This window comes from Ramlibacter sp. (assembly GCF_036383835.1).
In the GTDB taxonomy this organism is placed as follows: domain Bacteria; phylum Pseudomonadota; class Gammaproteobacteria; order Burkholderiales; family Burkholderiaceae_C; genus Ramlibacter.
In genome coordinates this window covers 17805-31748 of record NZ_DASVNN010000117.1, presented here as the reverse complement: position 1 = coordinate 31748, position 13944 = coordinate 17805, and the positions used below count along the sequence as shown (strand labels likewise).

14 protein-coding genes are annotated in these 13944 nt (G+C 71.5%); 5 read left to right on the top strand and 9 right to left on the bottom strand.

The window, feature by feature from the left end:
• Positions 1 to 10: 10 nt before the first annotated feature.
• The 3 genes from VF522_RS18450 to VF522_RS18440 all read right to left on the bottom strand — a co-directional run bounded on the left by VF522_RS18450 (position 11) and on the right by VF522_RS18440 (position 4473).
• Entirely contained in the window at positions 11 to 3199 is a 3189-nt protein-coding gene (locus VF522_RS18450; RefSeq protein WP_330909770.1) for a response regulator, read from the bottom strand.
• Positions 3156 to 3800: a hypothetical protein gene (locus tag VF522_RS18445; RefSeq protein ID WP_330909769.1), complete on the bottom strand. Its 645-nt coding sequence runs from the start codon at positions 3798 to 3800 to the stop codon at positions 3156 to 3158. The genes VF522_RS18450 and VF522_RS18445 overlap by 44 nt, the downstream gene beginning before the upstream one ends.
• A gap of 178 nt (positions 3801 to 3978) precedes the next feature.
• Complete coding sequence (locus tag VF522_RS18440) at positions 3979 to 4473, bottom strand: RcnB family protein (protein ID WP_330909768.1); 495 nt, start codon at positions 4471 to 4473, stop codon at positions 3979 to 3981.
• A 171-nt stretch (positions 4474 to 4644) separates the two neighbouring features.
• On the opposite strand from VF522_RS18440, the gene VF522_RS18435 reads away from it, so the two are divergent.
• The 4 genes from VF522_RS18435 to VF522_RS18420 all read left to right on the top strand — a co-directional run bounded on the left by VF522_RS18435 (position 4645) and on the right by VF522_RS18420 (position 7896).
• Positions 4645 to 5313, top strand: coding sequence for a response regulator transcription factor (locus VF522_RS18435; RefSeq protein WP_330909767.1), 669 nt, complete (start codon positions 4645 to 4647; stop codon positions 5311 to 5313).
• Positions 5313 to 7169 carry a sensor histidine kinase gene (locus tag VF522_RS18430; RefSeq protein ID WP_330909766.1) on the top strand — a complete coding sequence of 619 codons (1857 nt, stop codon included), beginning with the start codon at positions 5313 to 5315 and terminating at the stop codon, positions 7167 to 7169. Before VF522_RS18435 ends, VF522_RS18430 begins: the two co-directional genes overlap by 1 nt.
• A gap of 117 nt (positions 7170 to 7286) precedes the next feature.
• Positions 7287 to 7514, top strand: coding sequence for a hypothetical protein (locus tag VF522_RS18425; protein WP_330909765.1), 228 nt, complete (start codon positions 7287 to 7289; stop codon positions 7512 to 7514).
• Positions 7498 to 7896, top strand: a complete 399-nt coding sequence (locus VF522_RS18420; protein ID WP_330909764.1) for a hypothetical protein — start codon at positions 7498 to 7500, stop codon at positions 7894 to 7896. Before VF522_RS18425 ends, VF522_RS18420 begins: the two co-directional genes overlap by 17 nt.
• A 34-nt stretch (positions 7897 to 7930) precedes the next feature.
• On the opposite strand, the gene VF522_RS18415 is transcribed toward VF522_RS18420, so the two are convergent.
• The 3 genes from VF522_RS18415 to VF522_RS18405 all read right to left on the bottom strand — a co-directional run bounded on the left by VF522_RS18415 (position 7931) and on the right by VF522_RS18405 (position 11082).
• Positions 7931 to 9364 carry a UdgX family uracil-DNA binding protein gene (locus VF522_RS18415; protein ID WP_330909763.1) on the bottom strand — a complete coding sequence of 478 codons (1434 nt, stop codon included), beginning with the start codon at positions 9362 to 9364 and terminating at the stop codon, positions 7931 to 7933.
• A 1-nt stretch (position 9365) separates the two neighbouring features.
• A complete protein-coding gene (locus tag VF522_RS18410) occupies positions 9366 to 10640 on the bottom strand; it encodes a putative DNA modification/repair radical SAM protein (protein WP_330909762.1) in 1275 nt (424 codons plus the stop codon).
• Positions 10641 to 10719: 79 nt separating this feature from the next.
• Positions 10720 to 11082 (bottom strand): hypothetical protein, encoded by a 363-nt coding sequence (locus VF522_RS18405; protein WP_330909761.1) that lies wholly within the window; start codon positions 11080 to 11082, stop codon positions 10720 to 10722.
• A 114-nt stretch (positions 11083 to 11196) separates the two neighbouring features.
• Between VF522_RS18405 and VF522_RS18400 the strand changes: the two genes are divergently transcribed.
• Positions 11197 to 12141 carry a LysR family transcriptional regulator gene (locus VF522_RS18400; protein ID WP_330909760.1) on the top strand — a complete coding sequence of 315 codons (945 nt, stop codon included), beginning with the start codon at positions 11197 to 11199 and terminating at the stop codon, positions 12139 to 12141.
• Here the strand turns inward: VF522_RS18400 and VF522_RS18395 are convergent.
• The 3 genes from VF522_RS18395 to VF522_RS18385 form a co-directional block, all read right to left on the bottom strand.
• On the bottom strand, positions 12122 to 12436 hold the full coding sequence (locus VF522_RS18395; protein WP_330909759.1) for a hypothetical protein: 315 nt from the start codon (positions 12434 to 12436) through the stop codon (positions 12122 to 12124). The two genes, VF522_RS18400 and VF522_RS18395, sit on opposite strands and share 20 nt — an antisense overlap.
• Before the next feature lie 172 nt (positions 12437 to 12608).
• Positions 12609 to 13529 (bottom strand): EamA/RhaT family transporter, encoded by a 921-nt coding sequence (locus tag VF522_RS18390; RefSeq protein ID WP_330909758.1) that lies wholly within the window; start codon positions 13527 to 13529, stop codon positions 12609 to 12611.
• Complete coding sequence (locus VF522_RS18385) at positions 13526 to 13921, bottom strand: hypothetical protein (RefSeq protein WP_330909757.1); 396 nt, start codon at positions 13919 to 13921, stop codon at positions 13526 to 13528. The genes VF522_RS18390 and VF522_RS18385 overlap by 4 nt, the downstream gene beginning before the upstream one ends.
• Positions 13922 to 13944 lie beyond the last annotated feature (23 nt).

Here is a 13944-nt window from a genome sequence, read left to right as displayed (position 1 = left end):
CGGTCCGCGCTCAGACCACCTGCACGCTCGCCAGGTGTTCGCGCAGGCGCTCGATCTCCTGCCGCAGCGCCACCGCATCCGCTTCCGGCGCGCGGGCCGAGATCGCCCGGCTTTGCCAGGCGGCCCAGGCGAAGCCGAACAGGGCCAGGCCACCCGCCGCGCGGTGCGCCATGCCGCGCAGCTGCTTGCGGTCGCCGGCGGCCAGCGCGCCCGCCATCGCTTCCACCATCTGCCGCCGCGATGCGAGAAAGGCCGGCACTTCGGCCAGCAGCTCGGGGTCGACACGCACCGGTGCGCCAGCCGGCACCGGCGACTGCTGCGGCGCGCGGGTGGGCAGCGGCAATTCCAGCGGCACCTGCGTGGACGGGCCCGCCCCGCGCTCCTCGAGATCGTGCAGGGCTGCCAGCAGCGCCTCGCGCGTGAAGGGCTTGGTGAGGAACAGGTTGCTGCCGGCCGCCAGGCCGCGCGCGATCGAATCCGCATCGTCGTTGGACGACATCATCACGATCGTGCAGGCCCGCCGGCCTTCGCGCGCTTCCCGCGCGCGGATGCGCTGCACGGCACCGGTGCCGTCCAGCACCGGCATCTCCATGTCGATCAGCACGATGTCGGGCCATTGCCGCGCGACGGCGTCCAGCGCGGCCTGCCCGTGGGCCGCGGTTTCCACGGTGAAAGGCGGCGAGGGCAGGTAGCGCAGCAGCAACACGCGGTTGTACTCGTCGTCGTCCACCAGCAGCACCCGCCGCGGCGCGAAATCGGCGGCGCTGACCGCCGGCCGCGCGGCCACGTCGGCCTGCGCCTCGCGCGGCGGCGGCAGCGGCTCCGCGCCGAGCGCGCTCAGCGTCAGCGTGAGCACGGTGCCGGCATCGCCCGTGTCCATCTCGAGCTCGCCTTCCTGCACGCGCGCCATCAGCCGCGCCGAGTAGGTGCCCAGCCCGGTGCCGCCGCTCTTGCCCGCGGTGGCGTACTTGTCGAAGAAGCGGCTCGCCACCGTCGCCGGCACGCGTCCCGGATTGCGCACGAGCACGCGCAGCGGATCGCCGGCCTCGAGCGCCATCGTCACCGTGCCGCCGGGCGGCGCCGCCTCGATCGCGTTCTTCACCAGGTTGGCGAGGATGGAGTAGCACAGCAGTTCCTCGGCGCGCGCGTACACGGGCCCGTGCTGCGGCTGCTCCACGCGGATGCGCACCCGCGCGGCCTCGGCCAGGCCCTGCAGGTCCAGCAGCACGCGCTGCGCCACGTCCACCAGGTTCACCGCCTGCGGCTTGAAGTCGTAGGTGCCCAGCTCCATGCGCGAGAGGTCCAGCGACAGGTTGACCATCTCCAGCATGCGGTAGCCGGCGCGCTCCGCGATCGTGAGCAGCTCGCGGTGTTCGGGCGGGACCGCCGCGTCCTCGCGCAGCAGGCGGGCGACGCCGATGATGCTGTTCAGCGGCGTCTTCAGGTCGTGGCGCGACATGCGCTCCACGTCCTCGCGCAGCCGCGCGTTCTCGGCGAGCGCCTCGTTCTGGCGCTGCAGGCCTTCGGCCAGCCGGCGCTGGTCGGTCACGTCGTGGAAGGAGCAGATGTAGCGCAGCGTGCGGCCGTCGCCGCCGCGCAGGCTGATCGCGTCGGCGTGCACCCAGACCGGGCTGCCGTCGCCGCGCATCAGCCGGTATTCGTGCGCTGCGTGCTTCATCTCGCCGCCGCGCACCGAGCGGTCGCGCAGCTGCTGCAGGAAGGCGTCCTGGATGCGGTCGCGGTCGCGCGGGTCGATCAGGTCGATGAACACGGGCCAGTCCGAGGTGTCGGTCCCCGGCGGATGGCCCATGATCTCCAGCAGCCGCGGCGAGTAGCGCGTGAGGTTGCGCGTGTAGTCCCAGTCCAGGATGCCGGCGTGGGTCGCGCGCACCAGCAGGTCCACCTTGCCGCGCTGCTCCTCGCTGCGCCGCTCCTCCGCGGTGAGCGCGCGCGCCAGCCGCCGCAGCATCACGATCGCCGGCGACAGCACGAAGGCCAGCAGGCCGAAGGCGATGATGCCGCGCTGCGTGACGTCGGCATGGAACTGCACGAGGTTGGCGGCGAGCGCGGCCAGCAGGAAGGCCATGCCCGCCAGCAGCACGCCGGCGTCCTTGCGGCCCTGGCGCATGACGCGGGCCACCATGGCGGTGACGTACAGCCCCATCGCCACGCCGAGGCCCTGGCCGAAGAATGCCGTGTGGCTGTAGACGCGCCCGGGCGTGAGGGCCGCCACCAGGACCAGCAACAGGCAGATCGCGACGAAGCCGCGCACCACCGGGCGCCGCAGCGTGCGCGGGAAGAGCCGGTCGACCAGCGCCGCGAACAACGCCATCGACGCGAACCAGGAAAGGTACTCCAGCTTGAGGTAGATCTCCCAGGGCGTGTCGGTGCCGGCCAGCTGCAGCAGCAGGCGTTCGCCGGTCATGTCGGCGTACACGGCCTGCGCCAGGCAGAACAGGCCGAACAGCAGCGGCTCCTTCTCCTTGGGGCGCGCGAGGAAGAAGAACACCGGCGAGATGCCCAGGACCAGGTAGGCGCCCAGCAGGATGGTGTCGAGGGCGAGCCGCTGCTTGTAGTCGCGCGCCAGTTCGTCGATCGGGCCGGCCACCGGCGGCCGCACGAAGCCGCCGGCGCGGTGCGAGAAGTTGGACACGTGCGCGGTGATGCGCAGCGGGCAGGGGAAGGGATCGGTCAGCACCGCGCGGCGTCCCACCGTGGGCCGCGCGGTGTCGGCGGTCGCGCCCGGAAAACCCTGCGTGACGACCAGGCGCCCGTTGACGTACAGCTGCATCGCCGAGCGCTGCATCGGCACGACCAGTGCGAGCTGTTCGCCCGCGGGGCACCGCACCTGCAGCTGGTAGGTGGCGTAGCCGTCCGGGCCGGGCGTCTTGCCGTCCGCGACGACGTCGTTCCAGCTGCGTCCGACCGCGGCCGTCGCCGTCAGCGGCCCGCCGAATTGCGGATCGACGAACGCCTGCCAGGCGAAGGCCCATTCGCCGCGCAGCGAATGGATGCGGGCGGTCGCGCCGGGCGCGGTGAGGTCCAGCACGCCGCCCTCGGCCTCCTCGTGCGCCGCGAGCGCGAGGCTCGACCCGAACAGCAGCGCCAGCGCCGCCAGCGCGCGCGCGGCGCGCGAGCGCCAGCGCGTGGACGGGCTAGAGGCCGGCAGGGCGGGTCGGCGCGAAGTTGTCGCCGCCATCGCCGTGGCGCTTCATGTCCTGGTCGCGCAGGGCCAGCAGGCGTTCGAGATCGGCCCGGACTTCGTCGATCGGGCGCGGGGTGAACATCGGGCCTTCGATGATGCCGGCGGGGCGGGTGACGGGCGCCACGGACGCGGGGCCGGTATCGAACACGCTCTGCGGCGGGGCCATCCAGGAGCCCGGGTGCGGCAGGGCCGGGCAGGCGGCCTTGTCCTCCAGTGCGAACTGCCAGGAGAAGCCGGCGAGCCAGGCGTGGGCCTGCGGGTCGAGCATCAGCAGGCGCTGCTGGAAGTCGTCCTCGAGCGCCACGCCGTGCAGCATCAGGCGCGGATCCCAGTGATGGATCAGGAAGCGCACGTGCATGCCGGCCTCGCGCTTCGGGCTGTTGGTCCGCAGCATGTCGGCCGAAACCCAGCCCGGCGGGATGCCGTTGCGGGTCAGGGTCTCGCGCAGGGCCACGCGCAGGAGGTCCTTGCGCACCGAGTGCACCGAGGAGCTGCCCTGGGTCATCTGCGACTGGCGGAACTGCGTGCTGTTGCCGCCCGGGCGCGAATCGCGGGGCTTGCCGGCAGCCGCCTTCTTTCCGAACAAATCGAACATGCCCATTGCTGACCCCTGCTGTCGAGCGCCCGAGTGTTACACGCTGATGCAAACGGGCCAAGCACGTCCGGCTTGCTTGGGGGGCCGTCGGGCGGGAAATCGCGCCGTCTGTTGCATCCAAGCCATGGGTACGAGGGCCCGACCCGGACTCGGGCTGCCCTCGGCGGTCGACCCCGGCTCAGTTCACCAGCAGGTTGGCGATCAGGCCGGTGGCCAGCGCCACCAGGAGGAAGTCGGAGCCGACCTGTACCCACTGGTGGCCGTACGGCGGCGCGTAGAGGCCGGGATAGGCGTTCCAGTCGTTCACGTAGTAGCTGTGCGCGCGGTACTGCGTCGGCAGGTAGCCGCCGCGGTAGAAGTGCGGGGTGTAGCTGCGGTAGCCGGGCTGCGTGTGGACGTAGCTCGGCTGCTGGACCGCGTAACGCCGCTGCGGCTCGACGTAGCGCGGCTGCGCGGCGCGGTAACCCTGCTGCCAGGCGCGGTCGACGCGCTGCTCCTGGCGGTCGCGGCGGTCGTCGCGGCGCTCCTGGCGCGCCTCGCGCCGTTCCTGGCGCTGCTCGGCGCGGTCGTGGCGGCGATCGTCGCCGTGGCCGCGCCAGTCCTGGGCCGACGCCACGCCGGTGATCCCGAAGGTGCCCGCCAGGACGGCGCAGACGATGGCTGATTTCTTCATTGCGTACTCCTGATTTCGATAGCAGGATGGTGCGCGCGCCCCTTGTCGCCCCTGCGAAGGGGGAGCGCCGCCCGTGCAAAGGCTGGTGACAGGATGTGCACGGGGCTTCCGATCGGCAGATGGCCGCGGCGGGGCCCGGTGCAAGAATGCGGGCGCACCTGGGGAGTTGCGATGCCGACCACCGTGCTCATCGTCGACGACGAACCGGAATTCATCCGGCGCTTCACCAATGCCGTCCTGACCGACCCGGAACTCACCCTCGCCGGCAGTGCCGCCAGCGCGCGCGCCGCGATCGCCATGCTCGATGCCCAGCCGCCCGACGTGATGCTGCTGGACCTGGGCCTTCCCGACCGCAACGGCGTCGAGGTGATCCGCCATGCGGTGCAGCACCACAAGTCCTGCGACGTCCTGGTGGTCACCATGTTCGACGACGACCAGCACGTGATCGACGCCATCGAGGCCGGCGCCGCCGGCTACCTGCTGAAGGACGCCACGCGCGAGAGCATCGTCACCAGCATCCGCGAGCTCAAGGCGGGCGGCTCGCCGATCAGCCCGGGCATCGCGCGGCGCGTGCTGCAGCGGTTCCGGGTCGCGGTCGCGCCGGTGCAGGAGCCCGCGCCCGCCGCGGCGAAGGCGCCTGCCGCGCCGTCGCCGCTCACCGATCGCGAGACTGAGCTGCTGCGCCTGACCGCCAAGGGCCTGAGCTTCGACACCATCGGCGAGCTGATGGGGATCTCGCCGCACACGGTGGTGGCGCACGTGCGCAAGATCTACCGCAAGCTGGCGGTGCATTCCCGCGGCGAGGCGGTGTACGAGGCGACGCAGCTGGGGCTGCTGTGATGCGGCGCTCCGCCCTGCGTTGCGCCTGCGCCTGGCTGCTGGCGACACTGGCCTGCGCGGTGCAGGCGGCGCCCGGCGTGCAGGAAGTGCTGCGCGGCGAGATCGCGATCGTCGACGCCGCGCGTCCGCCCGGTGCCGCCGCGGCCTGGCAGCCGGTCTCGCTGCCCGATCTCTGGCCCAAGTCGCGGCCCGAGGCCCCGCGCTCGGTGGCCTGGTACCGCATGGCCTTCGACTATCCGCAAGGCGTGGGCGAACCCTGGGCGGCCTATCTGCCCTATCTCTACGACGGCGGCGAGGTGTGGGTCAATGGCGCGCTGGTATCGCGCATCCAGGAGACGAGCGAGCGGGCGCGCGTGCGCTGGATCCGCCCCCACCTGGTGCAGCTGCCGCCCGCCTTGCTGGTGCCGGGGCGCAATGAACTGCTGGTGCGCGCGCCGATGCCGCGGGCGGGCCAGGCCATCCGCTTCCCGCGCGTCACGGTCGGCCCCAACGAGGCGCTCGCGCACATGCACGACATCCGCCTGTTCTGGACCAGCGTGACGCCGCAGATCTCCGCCGTGGTGTGCTTGCTGGCGGCGCTGTGCGTGGGCTTCATCTGGCTGCGCCGCCCCGCCGAGGTGATCTACGGCCTGTTCGGCGTGGCGGTGACGCTGTGGGGCGTGCGCACGCTCAACTTCGTGGTCGAAGTGGTGCCGGCCGAATGGTGGACGCCGTGGCGCACGATCTACCACGCGTCCACCGGCGGCTTCATCGTGGCGATGACCATGCTGGCGTGGCGCATGGCCGGCGTGCGGCTGCCCTGGTTCGAGCGCGGCATCTTCGCCTACTGGCTGATCGGGCCCTTGTGGATGCTGGCGCAGGGCGCGGCCGGCGAGCCTTTCGTCAACCGCTGGTGGCTGGCCGGCTTCCTGCCGATCGGCGGCAGCATCGTCGCCGTCTCGGTGTGGTCGCTGCTGCAGCGGCGCACGCTGGAAGCCGCGGCGCTGCCCATCGCCATGGTGATCGGAGCGCTCGCGGGCATGCACGACTACATCGTGAACTGGGAGCTCGATCCTCCCTTCATGGCGGCCTGGACGATCCACCGCGTGAACCTGCTGCACTTCGGCGCCGACCTCGTGCTCGTGGCCATGGGCGGGTTGCTCACGGCGCGCTTCGTGCGCACGCTGCATTCGATCGAGCTGATGAACCAGAGCCTGGAATCCCGCGTCGACGACCGCGAGCGGGAGCTGGCCGCCAACTACGCGCGGATGGCCGCGCTGGAGCGCGAGAACGCGGCCGCGCAGGAGCGGCAGCGCATCATGCGCGAGATCCACGACGGCATGGGTTCGCAGCTGTTCGTGTCGCTGTCGCGGCTGGAGCGCGGCGAACTGGGGCCCAAGGAAACGGCCGATGCGCTGCGCGGCTGCATCGCCGAGATGCGCATGGCGCTGGATACCCTCGCGCCGCAGGAGCTGGACTTCCGCTCCACGCTGGGCAATTTCCTGTTCCGCTGGCGCAACCAGTTGCTCGCATGCGGCATCCGTCCGAGCTGGGAGATCGCCGTGCCCGACGAGGACCTGCAGGTGTCGCCGCACGCCGCGCTGCAGCTGCTGCGGGTGGCGCAGGAGGCGCTGACCAACGTGGTCAAGCACGCGCAGGCCACGGCAGTGGATGTGCAGCTGCGGCTGGCCGGCGAGCAGCTGGAGCTGGAGGTGCGCGACAACGGCGTCGGTGCCTCCGCCGGGACGGGTGGCGGCCACGGCGTCGGCAACATGCGGGTGCGGGCCGAGCAGCTCGGCGGCCGCCTCGACGTGCAGCACGGCCAGCCGGGCACGCGGGTCACCGTGCACGTGCCCCTGGAGGCCGTCCGCGCCTGAACGCAATCGCGTGTTCATGCGATGCCGGGCACGCCCTTGCGCTATTTGCCTGGGGCCCATTGCTTCCTAGATTGACCGGACTCGCCGCAGCAGCGGCGCCCCACCGGAGGAAGCACCATGAAGAAGCAGCAGCCCCGCAAGTCCCCGGGCGACATCAGCGCCGCCTGGTTCGTCATTCCGCTGTCCATTGCCGCGGCCGTGCTGATCGCGATGGGTGACCAGCCCGTGGACATCCCGTTCCCGTCCTCGTCGCAGGCCGCGCCGGTGCCGGTGCCGGCGGTGCCGGCCGTGCACCAGCCGCCGCAGCCCCGCAGCCAGGGGATGGACCATGCGAAGGTTTCCTGAACATGCGCTGCTGCTGGCGCTCATCGGCGCCAGCGCCGCCGCCTTGCTGGCAGCCACGCCCGTGCCGGCCACGGGCCATCCGCTGGACGCCGAGCTGCCGGAACGCGTGCGCGCGCTCGCTGCTTCGGATGCGACGATCGACGAGCTGCGCGCGAGCGCGGTGCAGGGCAACCCCGAAGCCAGCACGGCACTTGCGTCGCGCCTGCTGGACCGCTACGAGAACACCGGCGACCGCACCGACCTGGACGAGGCCATGGAGTGGATCGCACGGGACTGGGAGGAGACGCACTTCCGGCGCAGCGACGTGGCGAACCTGGTCACGAGCGGGCACTGCGTGCGCAAGGCGCTGAAGACGCACTGGTTGTGCCGGCCGGAGGATTGATTGCTGGGGTTGCACCCCAGCCTGCGGGACCCAGCTACGGGGACGAGGGCCGGCAGGCCAGCGCGAGGTCGCGCACGAAGGCATCGAAAGCCTCCGGCAGCTGCCGCGGCTCCATCCGCAGCAGCGCCGACGGGTGCAAGGTGACGAGCACGCGCAGGCCGTCGGGGCGCTCGAACCATTCGCCGCGCTCCGACATCACCGCGAGCGTGCGCCCGAGCAGGGAGCGTGCGGCGGTGGCGCCGAGCGCGACGATCGCCCGCGGCTGCACGAGGGCGATCTCCTCCTCCAGCCAGTGACTGCAGGCCGCGGCTTCCTGCTGCGTCGGCGTCTTGTGGATGCGGCGCCTGCCCCGCAGCTCGAACTTGAAGTGGCGCACGGCATTGGTGATGTACACGCTGCCGCGGTCGACGCCCAGCTGCGCCAGGGCCCGTTCCAGCAACTGGCCGGCCGGCCCCACGAAGGGACGCCCGCGCAGGTCTTCCTGGTCGCCAGGCTGTTCGCCGACGAACATCAGCGCCGGACGCAAGGGGCCTTCGCCGGGCACCGACTGGGTCGCGTGCTCCGCGAGCGGGCACTCCCGGCAGCGCTGGACCTGCTCGTGCAGGAAGGGCAGCGCCTCGGGCGCCGCGATCGCAGGCAGTTCCCGCACCGGCCGCGGCAGGCGCCGCAGCGGCGCCGAGGGCGCCTGCTCGATCATCCGGCCGCTGCGCTCGCGCGACTGCGCCGCCAGCGGCGCGATCAGCTGCGCCTCCGGCAGGTTGTGCCAGTACTTGCGCGGCATCTCCTTCTGCATCGTCTGCAGCTTCAGGCGCGCGGGATTGAAGATGCTGCGGTAGTAGGTGAGCCAGAGCTGTTCGCCGGCATCGGCGGGCGGCGCGTCGCCGCGGCTCGCGCCGCCGCGAAAGTGCAGCTCGCGGCGGTCCCACTCGACGCAGCGCTCCGGCGTGAGGATGGCCCAGCGCATGTTGGCGAAGCGGCGGCGGAACCACGGTGCGTTCGCTTCGACGATGCGATGGTCCGGTTCGAACCAGGCGACGTGCAGCGGATCGTTCGCGTCCTCGCCGTCCTGCACCTGCCGGAAGCGCGCGAAGGCGTGCATCTTGTGCATGTCGCGCCGCACCGCCTGCGCCATCTGCCGCGCCAGCAGCATGTCGGCATCGAGCGGGTCGTGCCGCAGGCCGGGTTCGTGCACCAGCCGCCACAGCAGGCGATAGAGCAGCGCCAGGCGCTGCGGCTCGCGATGCAGCACCACCACGTGGCACAGCTCGAGGAAGTCGGCGGGAACGCGGATGGTGCCGTCGCCGGCAGACCCGGTCGCGGCGGGCCCGGATGCTTCGGCGAACAGGTCCTCGTCCCCGGCGCCCGCGGACCAGTGCACTTCCGAAGGCGGCACGCCGCGCGCGAGCAGCGCGCGCGCTTCGCGCCGGAAGCCCGCGAGGTCCGTCTCGTCCGCCAGGCGCACCAGCATGTCAGAAGGGCAGGGCTTGCTGCGCGGGCACCGGCGCGGCCGAGCGCACAAGGGTCTGCACGTCGGGCCCGCGCGAGGGCCGGTGGTCCGCCAGCACCACGAAGGGCAGCACCTTGTGGGTGGGCACGTGGAGGCGCTTGAGGTCCTCCACGCGCAGGCGCCTCACGCGGCGCGCGAGCACCAGCCGGTCCACCGCCTTCACGCCCAGCCCCGGCACGCGCAGCAGCAGTTCGCGCGGCGCGCGCTGCAGGTCCACCGGGAAGCGGTCGGGATGCGCCAGCGCCCAGGCGAGCTTGGGATCCACTTCCAGCCGCAGCATGCCGCCGCCCTGCGCCGGCGCGATCTCGTCGGCCGCGAAGCCGTAGAAGCGCATCAGCCAGTCGGCCTGGTAGAGGCGGTGCTCGCGCATCAACGGTGGCGCCTTCAACGGCAGCCGTGCCGATGCATCTGGAATTGGGCTGAAGGCGGAGTAGTAGACGCGCTTCAGGCGATAGGCGCCGTAGAGCTGCGCGCTGGTGGACAGGATGGTCGCGTCGTCGGTGGCGTCGGCGCCGACGATCATCTGCGTGCTCTGGCCCGCCGCGGCGAAGGCGTCGGCCTTGGCGCGCGCAGGGCGGGCCTTCGGCATCGAAACGACGGACACGCGCTGCGCGTCCTGCGCTTCCGCCTGCGCGTCGTCGATGTGCACCCGCAGCCGCGCCATCGAGCGGCGGATCGCGGCGACGTCCTTTTCCGGCGCCAGCGTGGCGAGGCTGCGTTCGGTCGGCAGCTCGATGTTGATCGAGAGCCGGTCGGCGTAGCGGCCGGCGCGCTGCAGCAGCTCCGGGGCGGCGTCGGGGATGGTCTTGAGGTGGATGTAGCCGCGGAAGTCGTGCTCTTCACGCAGCCTGCGCGCGACCTCCACCACCTGCTCCATCGTGTAGTCGGGGTTGCGGATGATGCCGCTGGAGAGGAACAGGCCCTCGATGCAGTTGCGGCGGTAGAAGTCCAGCGTGAGCCGCACCACTTCGTCGACGGTGAAGCGGGCGCGGGGGATGTCGGAGCTGACGCGGTTGACGCAGTACAGGCAGTCGTACTGGCACCAGTTGGTCAGCAGGATCTTCAGCAGGGAGATGCAGCGGCCGTCGGGGGCATAGCTGTGGCAGATGCCCGCTCCCTCGTTGGAGCCGAGGCCGCGGCCCTGGGTGGAATCGCGGCGGACGCCGCCGCTGGACGCGCAGGAGGCGTCGTACTTGGCGGCGTCGGCGAGGATCGCGAGCTTGGCATTCAGGTCCACTGGATGATCGTACAGTGTTCCTCGCCGGCCCAGGCTGGTTGCCCCGCATCGTGCGGGGCGCATGCCAACTATTCCGCGATTACTGGGCGTTGACGGGCTGGCCGGCGACGGTCGCACCGGTTGCGACGGGCTGGCGGGTGGACAGGTACGCCGAGCCGCTGTCCTCGCCGGTCAGGGCGGAGACGGCCGCGCGGTTGCGCAGGTACTCGGCGCGCACTTCGGCGCGGGTGCGTTCGCCGCGGAAGGTCTTCAGGGGGTTGTACGTGGTCGACCAGGGGTTCACGCCCTCGGCGCGGTACTGCTGGAACTGCTGGGCCACGGCGGCGCGGGTCTGCGTGCCGGCGGTGCCGATGGCGAACTGGCCGGACGGATCCGCGTCGTCGGCGTAGGCGGTGGCGGCGGCGACGGACAGGACGGCGATGACGAGACGGGAGAGCTTCATGGTGTTCCTCTGTGGGGTTGTTGCGATGCGATGGAAGAACTGTATTCCTCCGTCGATTCGCAAAAAACTACCTTGTTCTCAATCTTCCATTTCAATCGGCGCAATAATCCGGCCATGGACCGACTCCAATCGATGCGCGTGTTCCAGCACGTGGTGGACGAAGGCGGCTTCGCGGCGGCGGCCCGCAGGCTGGAGATGCCGCCGGCGGCGGTGACGCGGCTGGTCGCCGACCTGGAAAAGCACCTGGGGGTGCGGCTGCTGCATCGCACGACGCGGCGGCTGTCGCTCACGCCCGCCGGCGAGGTCTACCTCAACCGGCTGCGCGCGATCCTCGGCGACATCGACGAGGCCGACGCGATGGCGCAAGCGCACAGCCGCGAGATGAGCGGCACCGTGCGCATCCTCGCGCAGCCGGTGGTCGGCACGCACATCATCGCGCCGGCGATCCCGAGCTTCCAGCGCCAGCATCCGGAAGTGGTGCTCGAGCTCGACGTGCACGACGTGATCGACCCGAGCGTGGAGGACTACGACCTGACCATCGTCAACGGCGCGGTGCCGCTGCATTCGACGGTGGTGGCCCGCACGATGATCGAGACCGAGGCGGTGTTCTGCGCCGCGCCGGCCTACTTCGAGCGTTACGGGGAGCCGTCCTCGCCGGAGGAGCTGCGCGCGCACCGCTGCCTGCGCCTGCGCACGCCGGGCATGCGGCTGCGCGCCATGACGCTGATCGACACCGCGAGCGGCCGCACGGTCGAAGTGGACGTGCCCGCCGTCGTCAGCGCCAACCACACCGACACGCTGCTGCGCGCCACCATCAGCGGGGGCGGCATCAGCAGCCAGCCGCTGGACCTGATCGCGCCGATGCTGAAGGCCGGAGTGCTGAAGCGCGTGCTCGCGCCATGGATCACCAACCGCCTGAGCCTGGTGGCCGCGCTTCCGAGCCGCAAGTTCATGCCGGCGCGCACCCGCGCCTTCCTCGATCACCTCGTGGAGTACACCCGCAATTCGCTCGCGGGGCTCGAAGCGCCCGGGGCGGCGTTCAGGCCTGCGCAGGAATAACGCGCAGGCCGACCCAGGCCGCGCCGATCACCGCGTTGACGGGCACGGCCAGCGCCGACGGCACGTAGAAGATCACCGAAGCGCCGGGCGCCTGCATCAGGGACTCGACGAGGTGGCCGAGCGCGTACAGCGAGATGCCGCACCAGAACCAGCGTCGCATGTAGGTGGGAAGCCAGCGCGCCTGGTCGCGGTTGTGCCGCCAGGCAGCGGCGCGCTCGAGCAGGTTGCCGTGATTGACATCCTTGAACAGCCAGCCGAAGAAGAAGTACCGGTACAGCAGTGTGCCGAAAGACATGATTCGTACTCACTCGTTGCCGGGCGCGGCCTCGCGGCGTGACCCGGGTTGCTGCCATGTTCGATCCTTGTAGCGCCAAGGACCGTGCGTGTCCATGCTGCAATCGTGTAGGACCGTGAGGCGGCACGCACGAGTTCGCGGCAGGCACTTGCCTGGTGCCTGCCGCACCGGTTCAGAGCTGCAGTCCGAGCGCGAGCAGTCCCGCGACGACCATCGCCAGGCCGCCTTGCTCCACCGGCGCGAGCTTCTCGCGCAGGAAGCGGCGCGAGACCAGGTAGCTGAACACCACTTCCACCATGCCCAGCGTGCGCACGTTGGCGGCGGTCGTGAGCGCGAAGGCGGTGAACCAGCCGATCGAGGCGAGGGCGCCCGCGGCGCCGGCCAGGGTGGACACGCGCCAGGCGGTTGCCGTGGCCTTGAGCGCATCGCGCTGCCGCCACGCCAGCCAGCCTCCGAGCAGCAGCGTCTGGATCGTCTGCGCAAGCAGCACGCCCCAGGCGCCCGCGAACCAGGCCGAGGTTTCGGGCAGTTGCAGCGCCGCGCCGCGGTAGCCGACGGCGGACAGCGCGAAGCCGGCGCCGGAGGCGAGTCCGTACCACGCCGCCTTGCTGGTCCAGGCGCGGCCTTCCAGCGCCGCGCCTTTCTGCGGCAGCGACAGCAACACGACGCCGGCGGTGGCCAGCGCGATGGCCGCCAGCGTCACGGGGCCGGGCAGCTCGCGCAGGAACAGCGATCCGAATAGCGCGACCTGCAGCGCATCGGTCTTGGAATAGGCGACGCCCACCACGAAGTTGCGCTGCTTCATCGCGGCCAGCAGGAAGGCCGTGGCGGCGAGCTGGCCCAGCGCGCCCAGCAGCAGCCAGCCGAAATAGCCCGTGCCGAAACGCGGCAGCGGCGCGGCGGTCGCCGGCATCAGGTGCAGCAGCGCGACCCACGCGGCCGCGAACGGGATGCCGTAGAGGAAGCGGGCGAGCGTCGCGCCCAGCGTGCCGGCCTGCGCGACGAGGGAGCGCTGCGCGGCGTTGCGCGCGGTCTGGGCCAGCGCGGCCCAGAGGGTGATCGGCACCCAGAGCCACGCGGCCGCGGCGCTCAATGGGTGCAGCTGGCGCCGATGGCGCGCGTGAAGAACTGGCCCTTGGCGAGCGAGAGCACGCCCGTGGCGCCGATGATGCGCAGCTCGTTGCCTTCGACCAGCAGGTCCATCGTCTCGTTGCGCTGCGGATCGGTGCGCACGCGCACGCCTTCGACCCGGCCGGTGATCTGGCGGATCTTGTTCTTGCGGATCAGGCGCGCCTCGAAGTTCTGGTACTGCTGCGCCACCTCCAGCGTGAACTCGCGCAGCAGGCCGGCGCCGCACCACAGGCCGCCCACGACGGCGGGAGCGCCGCGCAGGGCAACCTGTTCGACCGGAGGCGTGGCGCTCGCGGCGCCGGCAAAGGCCAGCGCAAGCGCAGCCGCGACGGCGGATCGGATGGGGTACGGCATGGGGCGCAAAGATAGCATCGGCC

Bases quoted from the DNA above. Each gene is read 5' to 3' on its own strand.
- VF522_RS18395 (WP_330909759.1), bottom strand. From the start codon at position 12,436: ATGTCTTTCGGCACACTGCTGTACCGGTACTTCTTCTTCGGCTGGCTG.
- VF522_RS18385 (WP_330909757.1), bottom strand. From the start codon at position 13,921: ATGCCGTACCCCATCCGATCCGCCGTCGCGGCTGCGCTTGCGCTGGCC.
- VF522_RS18445 (WP_330909769.1), bottom strand. From the start codon at position 3,800: ATGTTCGATTTGTTCGGAAAGAAGGCGGCTGCCGGCAAGCCCCGCGAT.
- VF522_RS18430 (WP_330909766.1), top strand. From the start codon at position 5,313: ATGCGGCGCTCCGCCCTGCGTTGCGCCTGCGCCTGGCTGCTGGCGACA.
- VF522_RS18425 (WP_330909765.1), top strand. From the start codon at position 7,287: ATGAAGAAGCAGCAGCCCCGCAAGTCCCCGGGCGACATCAGCGCCGCC.
- VF522_RS18400 (WP_330909760.1), top strand. From the start codon at position 11,197: ATGGACCGACTCCAATCGATGCGCGTGTTCCAGCACGTGGTGGACGAA.
- VF522_RS18435 (WP_330909767.1), top strand. From the start codon at position 4,645: ATGCCGACCACCGTGCTCATCGTCGACGACGAACCGGAATTCATCCGG.
- VF522_RS18450 (WP_330909770.1), bottom strand. From the start codon at position 3,199: ATGGCGGCGACAACTTCGCGCCGACCCGCCCTGCCGGCCTCTAGCCCG.
- VF522_RS18420 (WP_330909764.1), top strand. From the start codon at position 7,498: ATGCGAAGGTTTCCTGAACATGCGCTGCTGCTGGCGCTCATCGGCGCC.
- VF522_RS18415 (WP_330909763.1), bottom strand. From the start codon at position 9,364: ATGCTGGTGCGCCTGGCGGACGAGACGGACCTCGCGGGCTTCCGGCGC.
- VF522_RS18405 (WP_330909761.1), bottom strand. From the start codon at position 11,082: ATGAAGCTCTCCCGTCTCGTCATCGCCGTCCTGTCCGTCGCCGCCGCC.
- VF522_RS18440 (WP_330909768.1), bottom strand. From the start codon at position 4,473: ATGAAGAAATCAGCCATCGTCTGCGCCGTCCTGGCGGGCACCTTCGGG.